At 73.0% G+C, this 18662-nt stretch carries 14 protein-coding genes; 9 read left to right on the plus strand and 5 right to left on the minus strand.

The window, feature by feature from the left end:
* Positions 1–28 precede the first annotated feature (28 nt).
* Positions 29–514: a MarR family winged helix-turn-helix transcriptional regulator gene (locus AC067M_RS17995; protein ID WP_478697944.1), complete on the plus strand. Its 486-nt coding sequence runs from the start codon at positions 29–31 to the stop codon at positions 512–514.
* A 480-nt stretch (positions 515–994) separates the two neighbouring features.
* Here AC067M_RS17995 and AC067M_RS18000 read toward each other — a convergent pair whose 3' ends face one another.
* Together AC067M_RS18000 and AC067M_RS18005 are read right to left on the minus strand one after the other, a co-directional pair.
* The gene (locus AC067M_RS18000; RefSeq protein WP_478697945.1) at positions 995–3019 is read right to left on the minus strand and encodes a M36 family metallopeptidase; all 2025 of its coding nucleotides are present in this window, start codon (positions 3017–3019) and stop codon (positions 995–997) included.
* Between the two features lie 67 nt (positions 3020–3086).
* Positions 3087–3749 (minus strand): HAD family hydrolase, encoded by a 663-nt coding sequence (locus AC067M_RS18005; RefSeq protein WP_478697946.1) that lies wholly within the window; start codon positions 3747–3749, stop codon positions 3087–3089.
* A gap of 197 nt (positions 3750–3946) precedes the next feature.
* On the opposite strand from AC067M_RS18005, the gene AC067M_RS18010 reads away from it, so the two are divergent.
* The 5 genes from AC067M_RS18010 (at position 3947) to AC067M_RS18030 (ending at position 7051) form a co-directional block, all read left to right on the plus strand.
* Positions 3947–4126 carry a hypothetical protein gene (locus AC067M_RS18010; RefSeq protein WP_478697947.1) on the plus strand — a complete coding sequence of 60 codons (180 nt, stop codon included), beginning with the start codon at positions 3947–3949 and terminating at the stop codon, positions 4124–4126.
* An 11-nt stretch (positions 4127–4137) separates the two neighbouring features.
* Positions 4138–4842, plus strand: coding sequence for a hypothetical protein (locus AC067M_RS18015; RefSeq protein WP_478697948.1), 705 nt, complete (start codon positions 4138–4140; stop codon positions 4840–4842).
* On the plus strand, positions 4839–5042 hold the full coding sequence (locus AC067M_RS18020; protein ID WP_478697949.1) for a hypothetical protein: 204 nt from the start codon (positions 4839–4841) through the stop codon (positions 5040–5042). Before AC067M_RS18015 ends, AC067M_RS18020 begins: the two co-directional genes overlap by 4 nt.
* Complete coding sequence (locus AC067M_RS18025) at positions 5039–5962, plus strand: DUF6895 family protein (protein ID WP_478697950.1); 924 nt, start codon at positions 5039–5041, stop codon at positions 5960–5962. Before AC067M_RS18020 ends, AC067M_RS18025 begins: the two co-directional genes overlap by 4 nt.
* Positions 5963–6316: 354 nt before the next feature.
* Positions 6317–7051, plus strand: a complete 735-nt coding sequence (locus AC067M_RS18030; protein WP_478697951.1) for a serine hydrolase domain-containing protein — start codon at positions 6317–6319, stop codon at positions 7049–7051.
* 28 nt (positions 7052–7079) lie between these two features.
* On the opposite strand, the gene AC067M_RS18035 is transcribed toward AC067M_RS18030, so the two are convergent.
* The 3 genes from AC067M_RS18035 to AC067M_RS18045 form a co-directional block, all read right to left on the minus strand.
* Positions 7080–8456: an alpha-lytic protease prodomain-containing protein gene (locus AC067M_RS18035; protein ID WP_478697952.1), complete on the minus strand. Its 1377-nt coding sequence runs from the start codon at positions 8454–8456 to the stop codon at positions 7080–7082.
* Positions 8457–8618: 162 nt separating this feature from the next.
* Complete coding sequence (locus tag AC067M_RS18040) at positions 8619–10301, minus strand: alkaline phosphatase D family protein (protein ID WP_478697953.1); 1683 nt, start codon at positions 10299–10301, stop codon at positions 8619–8621.
* Between the two features lie 127 nt (positions 10302–10428).
* Positions 10429–10893: an SPW repeat protein gene (locus AC067M_RS18045; RefSeq protein ID WP_478698014.1), complete on the minus strand. Its 465-nt coding sequence runs from the start codon at positions 10891–10893 to the stop codon at positions 10429–10431.
* A 326-nt stretch (positions 10894–11219) separates the two neighbouring features.
* On the opposite strand from AC067M_RS18045, the gene AC067M_RS18050 reads away from it, so the two are divergent.
* The 3 genes from AC067M_RS18050 to AC067M_RS18060 are packed head-to-tail and all read left to right on the plus strand — an operon-like array spanning position 11220 to position 18659.
* The gene (locus tag AC067M_RS18050; RefSeq protein ID WP_478698015.1) at positions 11220–12794 is read left to right on the plus strand and encodes an acyl-CoA carboxylase subunit beta; all 1575 of its coding nucleotides are present in this window, start codon (positions 11220–11222) and stop codon (positions 12792–12794) included.
* Between the two features lie 52 nt (positions 12795–12846).
* Positions 12847–14610: a fatty acyl-AMP ligase gene (locus AC067M_RS18055; protein WP_478697954.1), complete on the plus strand. Its 1764-nt coding sequence runs from the start codon at positions 12847–12849 to the stop codon at positions 14608–14610.
* Entirely contained in the window at positions 14607–18659 is a 4053-nt protein-coding gene (locus AC067M_RS18060) for an acyltransferase domain-containing protein (protein WP_478697955.1), read from the plus strand. The genes AC067M_RS18055 and AC067M_RS18060 overlap by 4 nt, the downstream gene beginning before the upstream one ends.
* The last annotated feature ends 3 nt before the right edge of the window (positions 18660–18662 follow it).

The following is an 18662-nucleotide window of genomic DNA, read 5'->3' on the forward strand; positions in this document are numbered from 1 at the left end:
TGGCGAGCGTCCCAGTGCCTGCGAGAATGTGACAGTGACTACCTTCCGCCCCCGCCCGGAGCCAGACGAGGTCGCACGCGTGACCTCCACCGCCGCGGAGCTGCTGGAAGTCCTGTGGGGCCGGGCCTCGACCGCGCCCGCGTCCGCCTCCCAGCTGCGCGTGCTGCTGATCCTCGAGCACCACGAGGGCATCAACCTGCGCACCCTCGCCGACTCCCTGGCCTCCACGCCGCCCTCGACCAGTCGGCTGTGCGACCGGTTGCAGGCGGCCGGGTTCGTGGAGCGCGTGGTGGGCCCGAGCGACCGACGCGAGGTGCGCCTGCACCTGAGTGGCCGGGGCCGTACCTTCCTCGCCGATCTGCGGGTGCGCCGGGAGTCGGCGGTGCGGTCGGTGCTGGAGCAGATGCCCGCCGCCAAGCGGACGGCGCTGCTGCAGGGGCTGGAGGCGTTCTGTGACGCGGCGGCGGCGCGGATACACGACGAGGACCACGATTCCGGCAGCAGGACGGCCTGAGGCCGTCGTCGCGGCACCGAGTTCGCGGAGGTCTGTCGTCGCGACGCCGGGCTCGCGGACGCCTGTCGGCGTCGGCGGCCAGAGCACGGAGTGGCGTCCGTCCACCGGAACATACCTGCTCCTTCCCCGTGCACGTCCGTCACGGTTACTTTGTTGCCTCGTGACCATAGTTGTCAAACGGCAACTGTCTGTCTTGTGAGCGACTGTTTCAGAACCCGACTACCCCGAGCAGCCATAACCCTGTATGGACTGTGGTGGACGTCTCGCCGAGGCGACGGCCACGACAAAGGAGCCGGCCCCCGGAGCGAGGCTCAACGGGTGCCGGCCGTGCGTCGGTCGACGCGGGTCAGGGTGATGCGAAGCGACCACCAGAGGCCGCGGAGAGACGCGCAACCGCCGACGACGACGCGGCAGCTGGACGTGCCGAGCCCCGCGTCTGCGGCACAGTCGCCGGACAGGCCTAGGGTCAAACGAGAGGCCCTAGTCGTCGTGCCCTTCCGGAGGCGGCTGGGTGCCGGCCTGGCAGCCGGTGAAGGACGCGTTGGGGCAGGAGGCGTCGAAGCCCATGCCGAAGTGGGCGAAGCCCTGCCACGCGGCGTCGCGTACGGCGGTGTACTCGTCCTCGGTGAGCCGGCTGCCCTCGAAGTCCTTGAGGGCGCGCAGGATCGCGTCGCGGGCGGTGAGGAACGTCGGGTTCTTGGGGGTGAGTTTCAGTCCGTCGACGACGGCCTGCCAGGTGATGCGGTAGCCCGCCTCCTTGCTGCCGAGGGCCGCGACAACCCGGCGGGTCATCTCGATGAGGGCGGCGCTCCAGATCTCGCCGACGTTGTGGATCTTCGTGTAGTCCAGTTCGCCCGCGAGTTGCCCCCGTCCCTTGCCGATGTCCCCGAACCCGCCCGGGTACTGCGTGTCGTACGGCCGCTGGCGGATGCCCTTCTCGTCGCGGATCACCCAGTTGCCGAGGACGGTGCGTTCCTCGTCCTGGGAGATGTTGCGGGTGGTGAGGGCGAAGAAGTCCGACCAGCCCTCGCCCATGGCAAGTGACTGGCGCTCGCGCAGGCCGTTGGCGTCGTGCAGACCGCCCACGAGCCGGTTGGTCACCCCGTGCACGAACTCGTGGAAGACGACGTCCGCGTCGTTGGCCGTGTGTCTGCCGGTGCCGGCGACCATGCCCATGTTCATCACCGCCGCCACGCCGTCGGCCCGGGTGGTCATGTTGGCCGTGCCCTCGACCGGCCCGGGGTGGGCGAAGGCCATGACCGGGTCGGCGCCCTGGCCCACGCCCGAGACGTTGACGGTCTGGAAGTTGCCGTGCTCCTCCGTGAATCCGAGGGTCACGAAGAAGTCGTGCATGTAGTTGCAGAAGAAGAAGATGTTGGTGACGAACTGCTCGGGCGTGTCGGGCTGCGGGGCGAACACCGCGTTGCCCGCCATGGGAAGCTCGACCTCGACGGCCCGCTCGGTGGTCCCGTCGACGGCCAGCACGTTGTTGCCGACCGTCGACACATGCCCGTTCTCCTGACTGGTCCAAGCGCCGGGGAACCCGGGCGCCAGGTCCGGCGGTGGCAGGGTGGGGTAGTCGCTCAGCGGCAGGGGGAAGGCGACCTCGTCGAAACTGCTCTCGGCCGGGTTGCGCCGGAACACTCGTCCCGAGACATGGCTGGTCAGGTTCTGGAAGTACAGGATCTGGGGCGCCGCTCCGTCCCGCGGGGGCTCGTCGGCCGCCACCAGCGCCTGGTACTGCACGGCCAGGTGGGCCCGGGAGAACTTGAACGCCCAGGCGAGACGGACGACCGGCCCCATGTTGACGTACAACAGCCGGGCGGGGATCGCCTCGTCGAAGGGGCCCGCCTCGAACGTCATCGGCTGGTCGTTGCGCGTCTGGTACGTCAGCCGTGTGAAGGCGGCCGGGGCGTCCAGGGCGGGCAGCTCGTCGGTACCGAACGGACCTTCGACCGTGACAGGTTCGGCTGCCTTCGCGGCGGCGACCGCCAGGGCCGTCTCGGCCGGCACCCGCGGCATCGTGGGGACGTCGGCCGACACGCTCGCCGTGTCGCCGACGACCCGGTCCACCGTGCCGTCCTCGCGCAGCCACACCTTCGGGGCCATGCCCCACACCTCGATGCCGTTGAGCGTCTGCTGCAGGCTGACCACGCGCATGCCGCCGCTGGTGACCGTCACCTTCGGATCGGCAACGAACTCCGCGGGTTCCCTGGCGGCGAAGCCGATCGCCTCCGCCACCGAGGAGAGGTACTCCTTGGCCCGGGCGATGTAGTCACCATCCGTGACGTCCCGGCCCGCCCTGTCGGCCAGGGCGGCGGGCGCGCCCTCCACGCGCAGCTCGGTCAGATGCCCCGTGAAGCGGTTCAGCTTGCTGCTCTCGGCGATCAGGGTGTGGTTCACCGACTCCGCCACGCGGTCGGTCGCCTCGAGGAACGCACCGGCGCCCTCGGCCTCGGTCAGCCGGTCGTACTCCATGTCCCGTTGGTCGATCGAATGTGTCATGACGGATGCTCCTGCCGCGGGCCGGGCCCGTTGTCGGCGGTCTTGGGGGGTTACAGGCCCGCGAGTGTCAGGGCGGTGGCCGTGACGGTGCGGGCGATCGTGGCCGCGAACCGTCCACCGGTGCCCGCAAGTCCACCGTGAATGCGGCCTGTTCGAGCGCGTCGGCGCCGCGCATGCTCACCATCGCCAGAACGAGCCGCGCGGAGGCGACACGCAGGGGAACGGCCTCGGTCGCGTTCACGACCGCCGTCAGCTCGGGCAGCCCCTTCCCCTGCGGTAGTTCGATCCGCGCGTGGAAGACAGGCCTGTCCTCCACGGCGGCGAGGGTGAAGACCGGATGTGGCGCGACGCGCATTCCCGCTTCCCTGGCGAACGCGCGCTCCTGGGCGTCCTCGCCGACGAAGACGCAGGCGTCGGCGGCCGACGCCGGTGCCCCCTCGACCGCCGTGCCGGCCACCGCGTCCGCGAAGATCCGGCGGCTGTCCTTGGGCCCCCAGTGCACGAGCCGGTCGTCCGTGAACCGGCCGGGGAAGGCCGCGTGCAGGGCCGACGCGGCCCGTGGGACGGCCCCTTCCTCCGGACCGGGGTTGGAGATGATGCCCTTGCGTACGTCACCGAACGCGTCGAGCACGGCGACGACGCGCGGTCTGGGCAGGAACGTCAGCGAACCGTCGGCCTCCGGGCGGGCATCGGCCAGGGTCGCTCCGATGTCGAAGAAGAGCACGGCCATCACAGTGCCTCCGACTCCATCGTCGCCCCAGGATCACGTTCCCGCATCCCGGAACCGCCCCCTTGCATGTCGATTGATCACCGGACCTCTTAACCATGCAACTTTCGGGCAACTTGGTCGATTTGCATATCTTTGCCCGATTCGGTGAACTGCATGGAGGAGGGTTACTGACCGACACCCCAGAAGGAGTTGGTGGTATGTCTTCCGCCGAGAACGTGGCCGAAGAGCTCGCCCAGGTCGACATCGAGGCAGCACTCGACCCCGCCGAACCCGACGGTGTCTTCCGCGACAGCAGGGAATGCCCCGCGCTGGCGGTCGTCGCGGGGGGCGGAGCTGTGCTGCTCTCTCCACCGACCCCGCGCCCGAAGAAGGGCTGAGGCACCTCGAAATGGAGCAGTCAGGCACTTCGCCCCTCTTGCTGGGCACGGTGCAGGACCTCGCTTCCGGCGTGGTGTGCGCCCTTCGTGGCGGAGACCACGCTCGAGTGGCGACCCTTACGGCGGTGGACGGTGGTGCGCAGAGCCTCCTCACCGCGGCCGTACGCGTACTGGGAGCCGACCTGCTCCTGCCGAACGTCCTGTGCGGCACCCCGCCCGACGACACGGACCTCACCCTGTTCGCCCGGGCTGTGGAGGCCTACCCGCCCCGCGCCGACGCCGCACCTGCCATCGCCTGGAGCCACTGGGCCATGCGCCGGACCCTTCGGCGCCTGGGAGGGGTTGACGCGCCCTTTCCCGGCCGGCCCGCCGAGGAACCGGACGGCTCCTGGCTGTTCGAGTCGGACTGGCGGTTCCTGACGCACCAACTCGCGGTGCTGGCCATGCTGGCCCTGCCCGAAGAGGACAGCCCCGTCGCCCGTATGGCGAGGCAACGGCCGGTCGACGTGGCCCGCGGCTTCGTCCGGGCGGTACGCCGCAGGGACTGGCAGCAGGCGGCCGGAGCCGGACGCTGGCTCACCCTGCTGCCCGGCGTGCCGGAAACCCTGGGGCTGGCGGCAGGCCTCGACTTCGTGCAGTTGATGGGCGGCGACGACCCCCGCGTCGCGCTCCAAGTGGAGGCGGCACGCCTGATGCGGGCAGGAGCGCTCGTGTGACGGCGGCGTACGTCCAGGAGGTCCGGCAGGTGGAGGAAACGGCCCTCTCGTGGATCGCTGCCCACCGCGACGACTTCGCCCTGGGCGTCGACGGGGAGGGCGCGGGGGACGCAGAACGGCCGCATGCACGGGACACACGGATGCGGTACGGCACACAGGTCACCCGGATGCCGTACGACGGACAAGGAGCGCTCGGATGACCGACACCCGACTCATCCACACCGTCGGTGTCCACGCCCTGGAGTGGCTGTGGTCCCAACGCGACGGATTCCGTCTGGAGCCGGACGTCGACCCCGAAGTGGGTTTCCTGGAGCGCTTCAAACCGATCGGCGAACTGGCCCTGATCTGCAAGGTGCTGTTCCGCGAGGGGGCCGCGGGGGCCCGGCAGGCCCAGCTGGCGCGGCAACTGGTGGACCACGTGTGGCGGGAGACGCTGGACGGCGGCCGCATGCTGGTGCGAGGGCAGCGCACCGAGCCGATCTCCCCCGTCCCGTTCGAGGTGTACCTGCCGTTCCGGGAACTGGGGTACAGCCGGCCCGAGCTGGAACGGGCCGCGCTCCTGAACCACCGGATCGGCAGTTGGTCGGCCCTGGAGGTGACACCCAACCGGCGGCTCGGCCTGTCCGCGTTCCAGCGCCGCTTCGGCCTGACCCCCAGCCCACCCGAGGCCGAGGCCCTCGCCACGACCTGGCTGGCGCGCACCCCCGAGCCCTGGACGGTGGAGGGGCACATCGGCTACGCCATCACGCACACCGTCTTCCACCTCACCGACTGGGGAGAGAACCCGGAAGGCCTGCCGCCCGACATCGCCGACTACCTCACCCTGTGGCTACCGGCCTGGATCGACGACTGGCTGGACCTCCAGCGCTGGGACCTGCTCGGTGAACTGCTCGTCGTGGACGCCTGTCTGCCCCGGCCCACGCTCGACGAGCGGGCCTGGGCGGGGTTCGCGGCCGCGCAACAGCCTGACGGCGCGATGCCCGCGGTGCACACGATGCCCGAGGGCGATCCCGGCGAGGTCTTCGACGTCGTCTACCACCCGACGCTGGTCGCCGCGTTCGCCTCCGTACTGGCCTCCTCCCACGCCCTGACCGAGCTGGTGCACGCCGCGCCGTCATGACGGGCCGGCTGATGCCCTGGCCGGGCACCGTCGAGGACGACCTGCGCGCGTCCGGCGGGCCGGCGACGGGTGCGGCCCCGGAGGACGCGACCCTGGGACCGCCACTGGAGCAGGCCGTCGACGCCTGCGACGCGCCCGACGTCGTCTTCGCCGTCTCCCTCCGCGGCCGACGCACCATCCGCTCCGGCGGCACCGCGCCGCCGCCGGTGCCCCGGCCCGGGCTGCGCTACGAGCTCGGGTCCGCCTCGAAGACGTTCACCGGGCTGCTGCCGGCCCGGCTGATCCAGCACGGCCCGCTGTCGGGGGTGAGCCGGCCGTCGCCTGCCTCGCCCCGGGCGGCCGAGCCGGCCCCCGGTGACGTCGGCGCATCTCGTCACCCACACCTCCGGGCTGCCCTCGCTGCCGCGCGACTTCTTCGTCCGGGCGCTGCCCGCCTGGCGCACCAATCCCTACGCCCGCTATCCCGCCCCGTACGTGATCGACGCCTTCCTGCGCCACCGTCCGCGACACCGGCCCGGTACGCGCTGGCACTACTCCGACTTCGGTGTCGCGGTGCTCGGGCACGCCGTCGCAGCGGCCGCCGGAACGGACTGGGACGAACTGCTGGCCGCGCAGGTCCTGCGCCCCCTCGCCCTGAGCGAGACCGGCACCCGGCCCCTGGGCCCCGGCGTGGACGCCGTGGGACATGGCAAGGACGGCCGCACAGCCGTTCGCGCCTTCGACGCCGGTGGCTTCCCGGCCGCGTGTGCCTTGCGCGCCACGCCTCGCGACCTGCTCACCTTCCTCGAAGCGCACCTCGATCCGCCCCGCGGCCCCCTCGCCGACGCGTTGCTGTCCGTACGCACTCCGGTGCTGCGACGGGGTCCGGGGCACCGGCACGTGCACACGGTCGCCTGGTTCCGCCACCCCACCGATCGCGGGCCCATGTACTTCCACGGCGGGGCGACCATGGGTCAGCAGACGTTCGTGGGCTTCCGGCCGGACACCGGCACGGCTCTGGCTGCCCTGTGCACCCGCCGGTTCCGTGCCGGCGACCCGTTCGTGGCCACGGCCTACTCACTCCTCGCGGAGGTCCTGGAGGAGGAGTAGGCCGAGGAGCAGGCCGTGCGCACGACCGTCACACGCGCTGCCAGAGCGCCGGAGTGCCCTCGGGCGACCAGACGTCCTGCGCCTGGTGGGACTGCAGGCACCGGTAGCGGACGCCGGCGCGGGTCACGGTGTCCCCGACGCCGTAGACGCGGCCCGCGGCCCACGAGTTCTTCGGGTCCTTCTGTCCGGGTGTGGGAGTGGCCAACTGGCCCGAAGCCGTCTTGAGGGTGAGGGCGAACTCGCCGAGCAGCGGGTTGATCGGCTGGTAGAACGTGGTGCCGCCGCTCGTGCAGTTCCCCGAGCCGCCCGACGTGACGCCCTGAGCCTGCGCGCCCGCCAGGTAGGGGCCTCCGGAGTCCCCGGGTTCGGCGCACACCGTGGTCCGGGTCAGGCCGCCGACGGTGCCCTCGGCGTACCTGACGCTGGTGTCGTGCTGCTGGATCGTTCCGCAGTGCCATCCGGTGGTCGAGCCGGAGCGGCACACCGACGCCCCGACAAGCGCCTGCACCGAGCCGGCGACCTGCACCCTCCGCATGCCTTCACCCCGGACGTCGGGGGTGGCCGTCCAGCCGCTGTTGACGGCCACCCAGGACATGTCCTTGCCGGGGAAGACGGACGCCTGGAAGGTCCCTTGGTCGGCCATGTCGTAGCCCGTGGTCCTGGCGCCGGCCCCGCCGCAGTGGCCGGCGCCGGCGAAGCCCTGCTGCAGGTCCTTGGTGACGGAGAAGCCCACGGAACAGCGGGCGGTGCCGTCGATGTAGTAGGCGTCGCCGCCGACGATGTCCGCCAGCACGCGCGGGCGGTCGGCCGAGACCCGTACGGCCACGCCCCGGCCCTCGACTCCGGCCGCCTTGATGAGGGCCGACGCGGCCGACCGGTTCGTCGTCTGGACAACGACCCGGTTCCTGCGGACGTCGACGTACCACACGGGCGTGTCGGGGGTGTGGCCGCGCTGGGCGGCGAGGTCCAGCTTCTCCTTGAGGGACCGGAGGTCGCCCAGTGCCGTCTTGACGACCTTGGCCTTGGCACCCTGGGCCCGGATGGCGGTGGCGTCGGCGGCGTCGGTGGTCGCGACGGTGAGGTCGGCGGCGGTCGCGCCGCTGACCCAGGCCCCGGCGAAGCGCTTGCCCAGCGCGTTGTGGAGTCGGCCCGCGCGGGCGCCCGCCTCCGCCTCGTTGACCAGCCGTGCGGCCGCCTGTTCCGGCGTCAGCCGCAGGTCGCGCTGCAGGGCGCGCAGCACCTCCTGGGACGGCCGGTCGGCGCCGAGGGTCTGGGCGGCGGAGGGCTGGGGTCCGTGGGCGGGCGGCGGCTCGGCCGCGTCGGCCGGGTGGACGGCGGTGAGGGCGAGGGCGCCTAGGAGGGTCAGGGCGGCACGGCGCCCACCGGCGGCAGGTCTGCCGACCATACGGTGTCCTTCCTTCGAGGATGGATGAGACATGGCGAGGCCTTGCCCGAGCCGCCCCCCGAGATGCCGAAAGGTCAGGTTTTCGCGCTTTGGGGGACGCCCTGGGTGCCATGTGCAGTACACGCCCGGATCCCCGGGCCGCCGCTCGCGGCCCAGCCGGTTTCAGGCCGGTTTCAGGCCCGGTGCGCCCACCTCGGTGACGAAGGAGCCGGCCGTGGTGAGGGCCGCGCCGGGCGTGGTCACGGCGGAGACGGTCTTGAAGTCGGCCCGGGCCGCCTGGCGTCCCAGTTCGACCCGCACGTATCCGCGTCGGCCGTTGTAGAACTTCAGGTGAGGGTTGGCCGTCATGTACCGGTCCCAGTTGGCGGGCTTGTCGGCGCCGTCCTTGCCGCTGGCGATCGAGGTGGAGGTGAGTTCCGTCCCGAGGGTCCTGGACGCGGGGTCGTCGAAGTCGTCCTTGATGTCGAAGGCGTAGCCCACGTGGACGTCGCCGGTCAGGACGAGCCAGTTGGCGACTCCGGCAGCCTTCGCGCCGGCGACGATGCGGTCGCGTGAGGCGCGGTAGCCGTCCCAGGCGTCCATGGAGACCCTTGACGGCTCGGCCAGGTCGAACTTGCGCTGCGAGAAGCACACCTGTTGCGGTGTCACGTTCCACAGGGCGGTCGAGGCCCGCCATCCGTCGATCAGCCAGCGTTCCTGCTCGGCGCCGGTGAGGGTGCGCGCCGGGTCGTCTGACTCGGGGCCCGGCGCGTGGGGCTTGTCGGCGTAGGCCTGGTCGGAGCGGTACTGGCGGGTGTCGAGGACATCGAACTGGGCGAGCGTGCCCCACTGCAGGCGGCGGTACAGACGCATGTCGGGGCCCTGCGGCAGGTGCGCGGCACGCAGCGGCTGGTTCTCCCAGTACGCGCGGTAGGCGGCCGCGCGGCGTGACAGGAACTGCTCCGGCGGGACGTCGCTCTCGGAGATGCTCCCGGCGTAGTTGTTCTCCGTCTCGTGGTCGTCCCAGGTGACGACGAAGGGGTGCGCGGCGTGGGCGGCGCGCAGGTCGGGGTCGCTCTTGTAGAGGGCGTAGCGCAGCCGGTAGTCGGCGAGGGTCAGGGTCACGCGGTCGAAAGTGTCGGGGAGTTGGGCGGCTGCGGTGTAACGGCGCTCTCCTCCGGCCGCGTTCACGGGGTACTCGTACAGGTAGTCGCCGAGGTGGAGGACGAGGTCGACGTCGTCCTGCGCGAGGTGGCGGTAGGCGGTGTAGTAGCCGTCGTGGTAGGCCTGGCAGGACACGGCCGCGAAACGGAGCGTCGAGGCGTCGAGGCCCTGTCCGGGGGCGGTGCGGGTGCGGCCCGTCGGGCTGATCCAGGCACCGGTTCTGAAGCGGTAGTAGTAGACGGTGCCGGGCAGCAGGCCCTTGACGTCGACGTGCACGCTGTGGCCGTACTCGGCGTGGGCCAGGGCCGTGCCCTGCTTCACCACGATGGCGAAGTACTCGTCCAGGGCCACCTCCCACTGGACGGACACGCTCTGCTCGCCGAGTCCGCCGTCCGGTTCGAACGGGGCGGGGGCCAGCCGTGTCCACAGCACCACCGAGTCCGGGAGGGGGTCTCCGGAGGCGACCGAGAGGGTGAACGGGTCGTCGGAGATGCGGGCCGCGTCGAGTGCGGGGGCGGCCGACGCGCCCCGGGCCGGCCGGTTGGTGGTGAAGGCGAGGGCCGCGGCCGCCGCGGCGACGGTGAGGAAACGGCGGCGGTCGACGTGGCGGGCGGCGGCACGCAGGACGGCGTCGTGCGGGGAGAAGGGGTGCTGGCCCGACAGGCGGTGACGGCCCGTTCGCACTGGCTGACGTCCTCTCATACGGGGGCGGCGGACCCCGCATGCTAATCAGACAAAACGCCCGAAACTGGGGACGACGTGCGGTGCGGTCACACAAGAGGCGGCGCGCCGACCGGCGCGCCGCCTGATGTGGTGTCAGGTGAAGGGCTCACCTCCGGCCCATTCCGTACCGTCCCGTCCTGCCGTACTCGGCCGCGGACGAGCGCTCCGCCCGGGCGCCGGCGCTGGCGGCCATGCCCAGCAGCACGGCCACGGCACCGACGATGACGTTGTTGACGACGCTCCTGGTGGTGCTGACATCGCCCGCGATGACCCAAGGCGCGATGATGGTCCACACGCCGAGCGCGCAGGCGGCCCACGCCATGCTGTGGGTCCGCTCGTAAGCACGGCCGAAGCCGCCGCTCATCACCAGTGCGTAGGCGATGCCGACGATCAGGTTGTTGACCGCCAGCGTGGACAGGTTGTTGAACCCCGCGATCCACGGCGAGGCCGCCAGATACAGACCCGTGAGGAAGGCGAGGGTCTCGACTCCCTGGGCCATCGGCGTGGTCATGGCTCGCTCCGCCATCTCGTGGCGGTTGCGCATGGCGACTATGTCGGGGTGGGTCTCCATGTCCGACCTGGGAGACGTTGCCACTCCCCTCACCTCCGGAAGTTGTTGCTGGTCGTACGTGCGCCCCCGAGTACCCCGGCCCTGGGGGTAAACCACGCATAAAGTCAGCGCGCTCCCACTCGGCCCGAGAGGGCCGTCACACTCCGTGCGCGACCGGCGGGCGTCCCGTGAGCGGCGGCGGCCCGTCTCCCCGCTGTCCTGTCATGTCCGTTGTCACCCGGGGACGAAGCTCCGTCCCGGAGGACTCACCTCGCGCAAACAGAGCCGCGATCCGCCCGGTTCCCGCCCGCTCGCTGCCATATTCGAAAGCCACTTCGGAGGTGGCTGTGACGCGAGAGGCGACAACATCCCAGGCGAGGGACACGGCGACGCACGAGCCCGACCGCACCGCCGAACGCATCGCCGACCTGGAACGCCGCAGGTCGGGGGCGAAGGCCCCGGGCGGGACGAGAAGACGGGGGGAGTTCGGCGCGCGGGAGCGGATCGAGCGGCTGCTGGACGCGGGCTCCTTCGCCGAGACCGGACTGTTCGTGCGGGCCCGGTCCCTCGGGGACGGTGCCCGTCGTCCGTACGGGGACGGGGTCGTCACCGGGCACGGCACGGTCGACGGGCGTGAGGTGTGCGTGTTCGCGCAGGACTCCACCGTCTTCGGCGGCAGCATGGGCGAGGCCTTCGGGGAGAAGACGACCGCCCTGATGGACCTCGCCCTCAAGACCGGCTGTCCGGTCATCGGGCTGAACGACGGCGGCGGCGCCCGCATCCAGGAGGGCGTCGCCTCGCTCGCCCTGTACGCCGAGCTGGTGCGCCGCAACGTGCAGGCGTCCGGGGTGATCCCGCAGATCTCCGTCGTCCTGGGGCCGTGCGCCGGTGGGGCCGCGTACTCGCCCGCCATCACCGACTTCACGGTCATGGTGGACGGCGCCTCGCACATGTTCGTCACCGGTCCCGACGTCATCGAGGCCGTCACCGGGGAGCGCACCACCGCCGAGGAGCTGGGCGGCGCCCGCACCAGCAACGCCGTCAACGGCAACGCCCACTTCCTCGCCGCCGACGAGGAGGACGCCCTCGACACCGTCCGCGACCTGCTCGCCTACCTGCCGGGCAACAACCTCGAACCGCCTCCGGAGTACGCGCCCGGGCCGGCGCCCGCCGGGGACCGGCTCGACGCGATCGTCCCGGACCGGCTCGGGCAGGCCTACGACATGCGGGACATCCTGAGCGCGGTCGTCGACGACGGCGAACTGCTCCAGGTGCAGGAACTGTTCGCGCCGAACATCATCTGCGCCCTGGCCCGCGTCGAGGGCCGCTCCGTCGGTGTCGTCGCCAACCAGCCGCTGCACTGCGCGGGCGTCCTCGACATCGACGCCTCCGAGAAGGCCGCGCGCTTCGTACGGTTCTGCGACGCGTTCGGCATCCCCCTGCTGACCTTCGCCGACGTCCCCGGCTACCTCTCGGGCGTCCGCCAGGAGCAGGCCGGCATCATCCGGCGCGGGGCGAAGCTGCTGTACGCCTACGCCGAGGCGACCGTCCCCAAGGTGACCGTGGTGGTGCGCAAGGCGTACGGCGGCGGATACGCGGTGATGGGCTCCAAGCACCTGGGCGCCGACATCAACCTGGCCTGGCCCACCGCCCGTATCGCGGTCATGGGCGCCGAGGGCGCCGTGGGAGTCCTGCACCGGCGTGAGCTCGCCGCCGCCGCCGACCCCGAGGCGCTGCGCGCCCGGCTCGTCGCATCGTACGAGAGCACCTACGGCACCCCCTACATCGCCGCCGAACGCGGCTACGTCGACGACGTCATCACCCCCCGCGACACCCGGGCCCACGTCTGCCGCGCCCTGCGCGCGCTGCGCGGCAAACGCGCGCCGATGCCGCAGCGCAGGCACGGCAACATCCCGCTCTGACCCACTGACCTGGCCTGTTCGTAAACCCCGCGATGTGAGGAGCCACGCCCCCATGGACAGCCGCCGCCCCCCGCTCGCGCCCCCGTGCCGGACCCTGCCGGAGTATGTGCGGCACTGGGCCGAGACCACTCCCGACCGGAGGGCGTTCACCTTCGTCGACCACCCCGACCCGGATTCGCGCGGCGTCCACCGCACCCTGACCTGGCGCCGCCTGGAGCTGCGCGTGCGGGCGGTGGCCGCCCGGCTCGCCGCGGAGGCGGAACCCGGGGACCGGGTGGCGCTGCTGTGTCCACAGGGCACGGAGTACGTGACCGCGTTCCTGGCGTCCCTGTCCGCCGGCCTCGTGGCCGTACCGCTGTATACGCCGGGCCTGCCGGGACATGCCGACCGGCTCGCGGGCGTGCTGGCCGACGCGGCTCCCTCGGTCGTTGTGACGACGAGCGCAGCCCTGGAGGAGGTCCGCGGCTTCTGCGCCGAACGGCGGGTGCGGATCGTCGCGGCGGACCAGGTGCCCGACGAGGCCGCCGGGGACTGGCGGCCGGTCGAACCCGACGCGAGCGCGACCGCCTACCTCCAGTACACCTCCGGCTCGACCCGGGCCCCGGCCGGCGTGGAGATCACCCACGCCAACGTCGTCGCCAACGCCCGGCAGGCGCTGACCGCCTACGGCGCCGACGAGGACCCGGTGACCTGCGTGGGCTGGCTGCCGCTCTACCACGACATGGGGCTCGTCCTGAGCGTCGCCGCGCCCGTCGCGCGCGGGCTGCTGTCGGTGCTCATGGACCCGGCCGCGTTCCTGCGGCAGCCCGTGCGCTGGCTCCGGCTGCTGGCCGCGCACCCGCGCGCGGTGAGCGCCGCGCCCAACTTCGCGTACGACTACTGCGTCGCGGCCGTCGCCGAGGGCCAGAAGGCCGGCCTGCGGCTGGGCGGGGTCACCGCGCTGATCAACGGCAGCGAGCCGGTCCGCCCCGCCACGGCCGACCGCTTCCACGCCGCCTTCGCCGCCCAGGGCCTCCCGGCGGAGAGCCACTGTCCCTCGTACGGCCTCGCCGAGGCCACCGTCTTCGTCAGCGCCGCCCGCCCCGGGGAGCCGTTGCGACGCTTCGCTCTGGACCGGGACGCCCTCGCCGCCGGCAAGGCACTGCCCGCCCGGCCGGACGACCCCACGGCCGTCCTCCTGGCGGGCTGCGGCACCCCGGCGGGGCAGCGGGTCCGCATCGCCGACCCCGTGACCGCCGTCCTCCTGTCCGAGGGGGAGGTCGGTGAGATCGAGGTGCAGGGCCCCAACGTCGGACGCGGCTACTGGAACCGGGACGAGCACACGCGGCGAGCCTTCGTCGCCGAGACGGCCGAGGGCGGCCGCTGGCTGCGCACCGGCGACCTGGGGACCGTGCTGGACGGGCAGCTGCTCGTGACGGGCCGCCTCAAGGACCTGATCATCGTCGACGGGCGCAACCACTACCCGCAGGACGTCGAGGCCACCGCACAGGAGGCGCATCCGGCCGTGCGCCGCGACCGGCTCGCCGCGTTCGCCGTGCCCGCCGGGGCGGGGGAGCAGGGTGAGCGGGTGGTCGTGGTGGCCGAGCACGCGCGGACCACGAGCCTCGCCGATATCGACGGACCGGCCCTGGTGCGTAGCGTGCGGGCGGCCGTCTCCGCCCGGCACGGGCTGCGGCTGGCCGACGTGGTGGTGGTGCCGCCGGGCACCGTGCCCCGTACCTCCAGCGGCAAGGTGTCGCGGGCGCTCACCCGTGAGCGATACCTGGAGGGCGCGTACGAGGGCCGTACGGCGCGCGTTCCCGGGGCCGTGGCATGACGGCCGCCGACGAGGGTGCCCTGCGCCGCCTGATCACCGGGCGGGTGGCCGCGTGGAACGGCACGGATCCCGGGGACGTTCCGACGGACCGCCCGCTCGCGGACCTCGGCATGGCCTCGCGCGACGCGGTCGCCCTGGCCGGGGAGCTCTCCCTCGCCCTGGGCCGTGAGCTGCCGTCGACGCTGCTGTGGGAGACGCCCACGGTCGAGGCGCTGGTGACGCGCCTGGCCGATGCGCCGGAAGAGGCCGAGCCCGTAGCGGTGAGGACGCGTCCGGCGCCGCAGTCCGGTGAGCCCGTCGCCGTCATCGGGATCGGCTGCCGGCTGCCCGGCGGGGTGCACGGTCCCGCCGACTACTGGCGGCTGCTGACCGAGGGCGTCGACGCGATCCGGCCGGTCCCCGAGGAGCGGTGGCGGGACTTCACCGCGTTCCCGCCCGCCGACGCCCTGCCGTACGGCGGCTACCTCGACGACGTCGCCGGGTTCGACGCGGACTTCTTCCGCGTCAGTCCGCGCGAGGCCATGGTGATGGACCCGCAGCAGCGCATGCTCCTGGAGGTCGTCCAGGAGACCCTCGACCACGCCGCCGTGCCCGCGGCGTCCCTCGCCGGGACCGCCACCGGCGTCTTCGTGGGCGTCTCCGCCCCCGAGTACGGGCAACTCACCGGCGCCGACCCGGCCGCCGTCGATCCCTGGGCACCGGCCGGCGGGGCGCTGAGCGTCGCCGCGGGCCGGCTGGCGTACGTCCTGGACACACGGGGCCCGAGCATGGCCGTCGACACCGCGTGCTCCTCGTCGCTGGTGGCCGTGCACCAGGCCTGTCTCAGCCTGCGCTCGGGCGAGAGCGACACGGCGATCGCCGCCGGGGTCAACCTGCTGCTCTCCCCCACCGTCACGGTCGCGTTCCGGCGTGCGGGCGCGCTCGCGCCGGACGGGCGGTGCAAGCCGTTCTCGGCGGCGGCCGACGGGATCGGCCGCGGCGAGGGATGCGCGGCCGTGCTGCTGAAGCGGCTGTCCGACGCCGAGCGGGACGGCGACCGCGTCCTCGCCGTCATCCGCGCCACCACCGTCAACTCCGACGGCCGCTCCAACGGCCTCCTGGCCCCCAACCCGGCCGCCCAGCGGGCCCTGTTGGAGACCGCCTACGCCCGGGCCGGGCTCACCCCGGCCCACGTGGACCACGTCGAGGCGCACGGCACCGGCACCCCGCTCGGCGACCCGATCGAGGCGGGCGCCCTCGCCGCCGTCCTCGGGCAGGGCCGCGACCCGGACCAACCGCTGCTGCTCGGCTCCGTCAAGGGCAATCTGGGCCACCTGGAGTCCGCCGCGGGCATCGCCGGCCTGGTGAAGACGGTGCTCGCCCTCCACCACGACCTGATTCCACCGTCCCTGCACTGCGCGGACGGCAGCTCCCTCGGCGACACCCCCCTGCGGGTGGTGACCGAACCCGAGCCGTGGCCGCGCTACGGCGGCACGGCCACCGCCGGGGTCTCCGGTTTCGGCTTCGGCGGCACCAACGCCCATGCCGTACTGGAGGAATGGCGGCCCGCCGCCCTCCCGCCGCACCCGTCCGACGAACCCGGCGCCCGCCTCCACCTCCTCTCCGACACCGACGCCGACCGCCTGCGTGACACCGCGTCCCGGCTCGCCGACTGGCTCCGCACAACCGAGGGGACCGCCGCGCACCCCGCCGACGTGGTGCGCACACTCGCCGGGCGCACCGGCCGAGGATCCCTACGGGCCGCCGTCGTCGCCCGGGACGGAGACGAACTCGCCGACGCCCTGGACACATTGGCGGCGGGCCGATCCGACCCCCGGGTCGTGACCGGCCGGCGCGATCGTCTCGGGCGCGGGCCGGTGTGGGTCTTCTCCGGGTACGGCAGCCAGTGGGCCGGCATGGGACGGCGGCTGCTGGCCGAGGAACCCGCATTCGCGGCGGCCGTCGCGAAGCTCGACGCGCAACTGGGCCCGGAGTGCGGGCTGTCGCTCCACGACCACCTGGCGACCGGGGGCGAGCTCGATCGCCTTGAGGTCTCCCAGCCGGTCCTGTTCGGTGTCCAGGTGGCGCTCGCCGAGCTGTGGCGCTCCCACGGTGTCGAGCCTGCCGCCGTGATCGGCCACTCCATGGGCGAGGTGGCCGCCGCCGTGTGCGCGGGCGCGCTGGAGGTCCCGGACGCGGCGCGCGTCATCGCCGTACGAGCCCGTCTGCTGAGCGGGCTGCGTGGCGGGGCGATGGCGGTCGTCGATGTGGCGGACTCCGAACTGGGCGTCTTGGAACGGGAGTTCCCCGACGTCCATGTCGCCGTTCACTCCTCACCCCGGCAGAAGGTCGTCACCGGCGAGGAGGAGGCGGTGGCCCGGCTCGTGCGGCGTCTGGAGGAGCGGGGGCGGGTCGCGCGGGCCATGCGGGTCGTCGGGGCCGGGCACTCGCCCCAGGTCGACGCGCTGCTGCCGGAGCTGACCGGGGCGTTGTCCGACATCCGAGGGCGGCGACCGCGCGTCCCCGTCTACTCCACCGTCCTCGACGATCCGCGCGGCGACTGCGAGTTCGACGCCGCCCACTGGGCCGCCAACCTACGGCGTCCCGTGCGCCTGGACCGGGCCCTCGCGGCGGCCGCCGCCGACGGCCACACCGCGTTCGTCGAGGTCTCGCCCCACCCGGTGCTGGCGGGGGCCGTGGCGGACACCGTGCCCGACGCGCTCTTCGTCGGCACCCTGCGGCGCGACGCCGACGATTCCGCCGCGTTCGCCGGGCAGTTGGGCACCCTGTACGCGGCGGGGCAGGAGCTGCCTCGGCCCTCCGGGCGGGTGATCGACCTGCCCGTGCCCCGGTGGCGGCATGTGCGGTACTGGTGGACGGACGGGCGCGCCACACCCGCACCCACACCTACGCCCACACCCGCTCCCACACCCGCTCCCAAGGTCGGCCCTCCCACGCAGGCTCCGTCCGCGGGTGACAGCGTCGACGGTGGATCCGCCTCCGTCCTCGCCCGCCTCACCCACCACATGGCCGCCGTCACCGGCCACCCGCCGACTCGCATCACCGCCGGCACCGCACTCGCCGACCTCGGGCTGGACTCGCTCATGGCCGTTCGCATCCGCGCCGCGGTGGAGCGCGAGTTCGGGATCGACGTACCCCTGCGCGACCTGCTCGGCGCCACCACCGTCGAGGAGGCCGCCGCCCGGATCCAGCGGGCGCTCCCCGCGGCGACCCCCCTGCGCACGCTGTGCGCCACCGGTTCCGGCGCCCCGCTCTTCCTTGTGCACGCGGCGGGCGGACCCACCGACGTCTACCGGCCCCTCGTCGAGCGGCTCGGCGACGAGCGGCCGGTGCACGGGCTCGAGCGGATCGAGGACGCCCGCACCGTGCCGGAGAAGGCCCGCCGCTACGCCGAGGCGATCACCGCCGTCCACCCCGAGGGGCCCTGTCTGCTGGGCGGTTGGTCCTTCGGCGGCTTCGTCGCCCAGGAAGTCGCGCGGCAACTGACCGCGGCCGGGCGGGAGGTGCCGTCGGTGGCGCTCATCGACTCCGTTCGGCCCCTCCCCCAGCCCGGCCGCACCCCGGCCGACCGGATCCGCGCCCACTTCACGGGCTTCGCCCGGCATGTCGCCGAAAACTACGGTGTCCGGCTCGAGTTGCCGTACGACGAGCTGGTGGCGATGCCGGACGACGGCGACCGTATCGACACCGTGCTGCGGGCCCTGCGCGAGGCCGCCGACGTGCCGCCCGCGGCGCTGGCGCACCAGCGCGCCTCCTACCTGGACCTGAGGATCGGGGAGGCCCACCGCCCGGGCCGCTACGCGGGCCCGGTGGTGCTGTACCGGGCCACCGAGCCCGCTCCGCACACGGTGCGCGACCCTGCGTACGAGCGGGACGACGAAGCGCTCGGCTGGGACGAGGTGTGCCCGCGTCTGGAGGTCGTACCGGTGGCCGGGCACCACCTCTCCCTGCTGGACCCGCCGCACGTCGACGCGATCGCCGCCCATCTGCGGCGGATCCTCGCCGGGCAGAGCCGCTCTGAACCGACAACAGCCGACGACAGCCGCTGAGCT

It is taken from the genome of Streptomyces sp. NPDC043427, from assembly GCF_056436655.1.

Excerpts from the sequence above, each read along its gene's own strand:
- AC067M_RS18000 (WP_478697945.1), bottom strand. The coding sequence starts at position 3,019 with ATGACACATTCGATCGACCAACGGGACATGGAGTACGACCGGCTGACC.
- AC067M_RS18005 (WP_478697946.1), bottom strand. The coding sequence starts at position 3,749 with ATGGCCGTGCTCTTCTTCGACATCGGAGCGACCCTGGCCGATGCCCGC.
- AC067M_RS18010 (WP_478697947.1), top strand. The coding sequence starts at position 3,947 with ATGTCTTCCGCCGAGAACGTGGCCGAAGAGCTCGCCCAGGTCGACATC.
- AC067M_RS18015 (WP_478697948.1), top strand. The coding sequence starts at position 4,138 with ATGGAGCAGTCAGGCACTTCGCCCCTCTTGCTGGGCACGGTGCAGGAC.
- AC067M_RS18025 (WP_478697950.1), top strand. The coding sequence starts at position 5,039 with ATGACCGACACCCGACTCATCCACACCGTCGGTGTCCACGCCCTGGAG.
- AC067M_RS18035 (WP_478697952.1), bottom strand. The coding sequence starts at position 8,456 with ATGGTCGGCAGACCTGCCGCCGGTGGGCGCCGTGCCGCCCTGACCCTC.
- AC067M_RS18040 (WP_478697953.1), bottom strand. The coding sequence starts at position 10,301 with ATGAGAGGACGTCAGCCAGTGCGAACGGGCCGTCACCGCCTGTCGGGC.
- AC067M_RS18045 (WP_478698014.1), bottom strand. The coding sequence starts at position 10,893 with ATGGAGACCCACCCCGACATAGTCGCCATGCGCAACCGCCACGAGATG.
- AC067M_RS18055 (WP_478697954.1), top strand. The coding sequence starts at position 12,847 with ATGGACAGCCGCCGCCCCCCGCTCGCGCCCCCGTGCCGGACCCTGCCG.
- AC067M_RS18060 (WP_478697955.1), top strand. The coding sequence starts at position 14,607 with ATGACGGCCGCCGACGAGGGTGCCCTGCGCCGCCTGATCACCGGGCGG.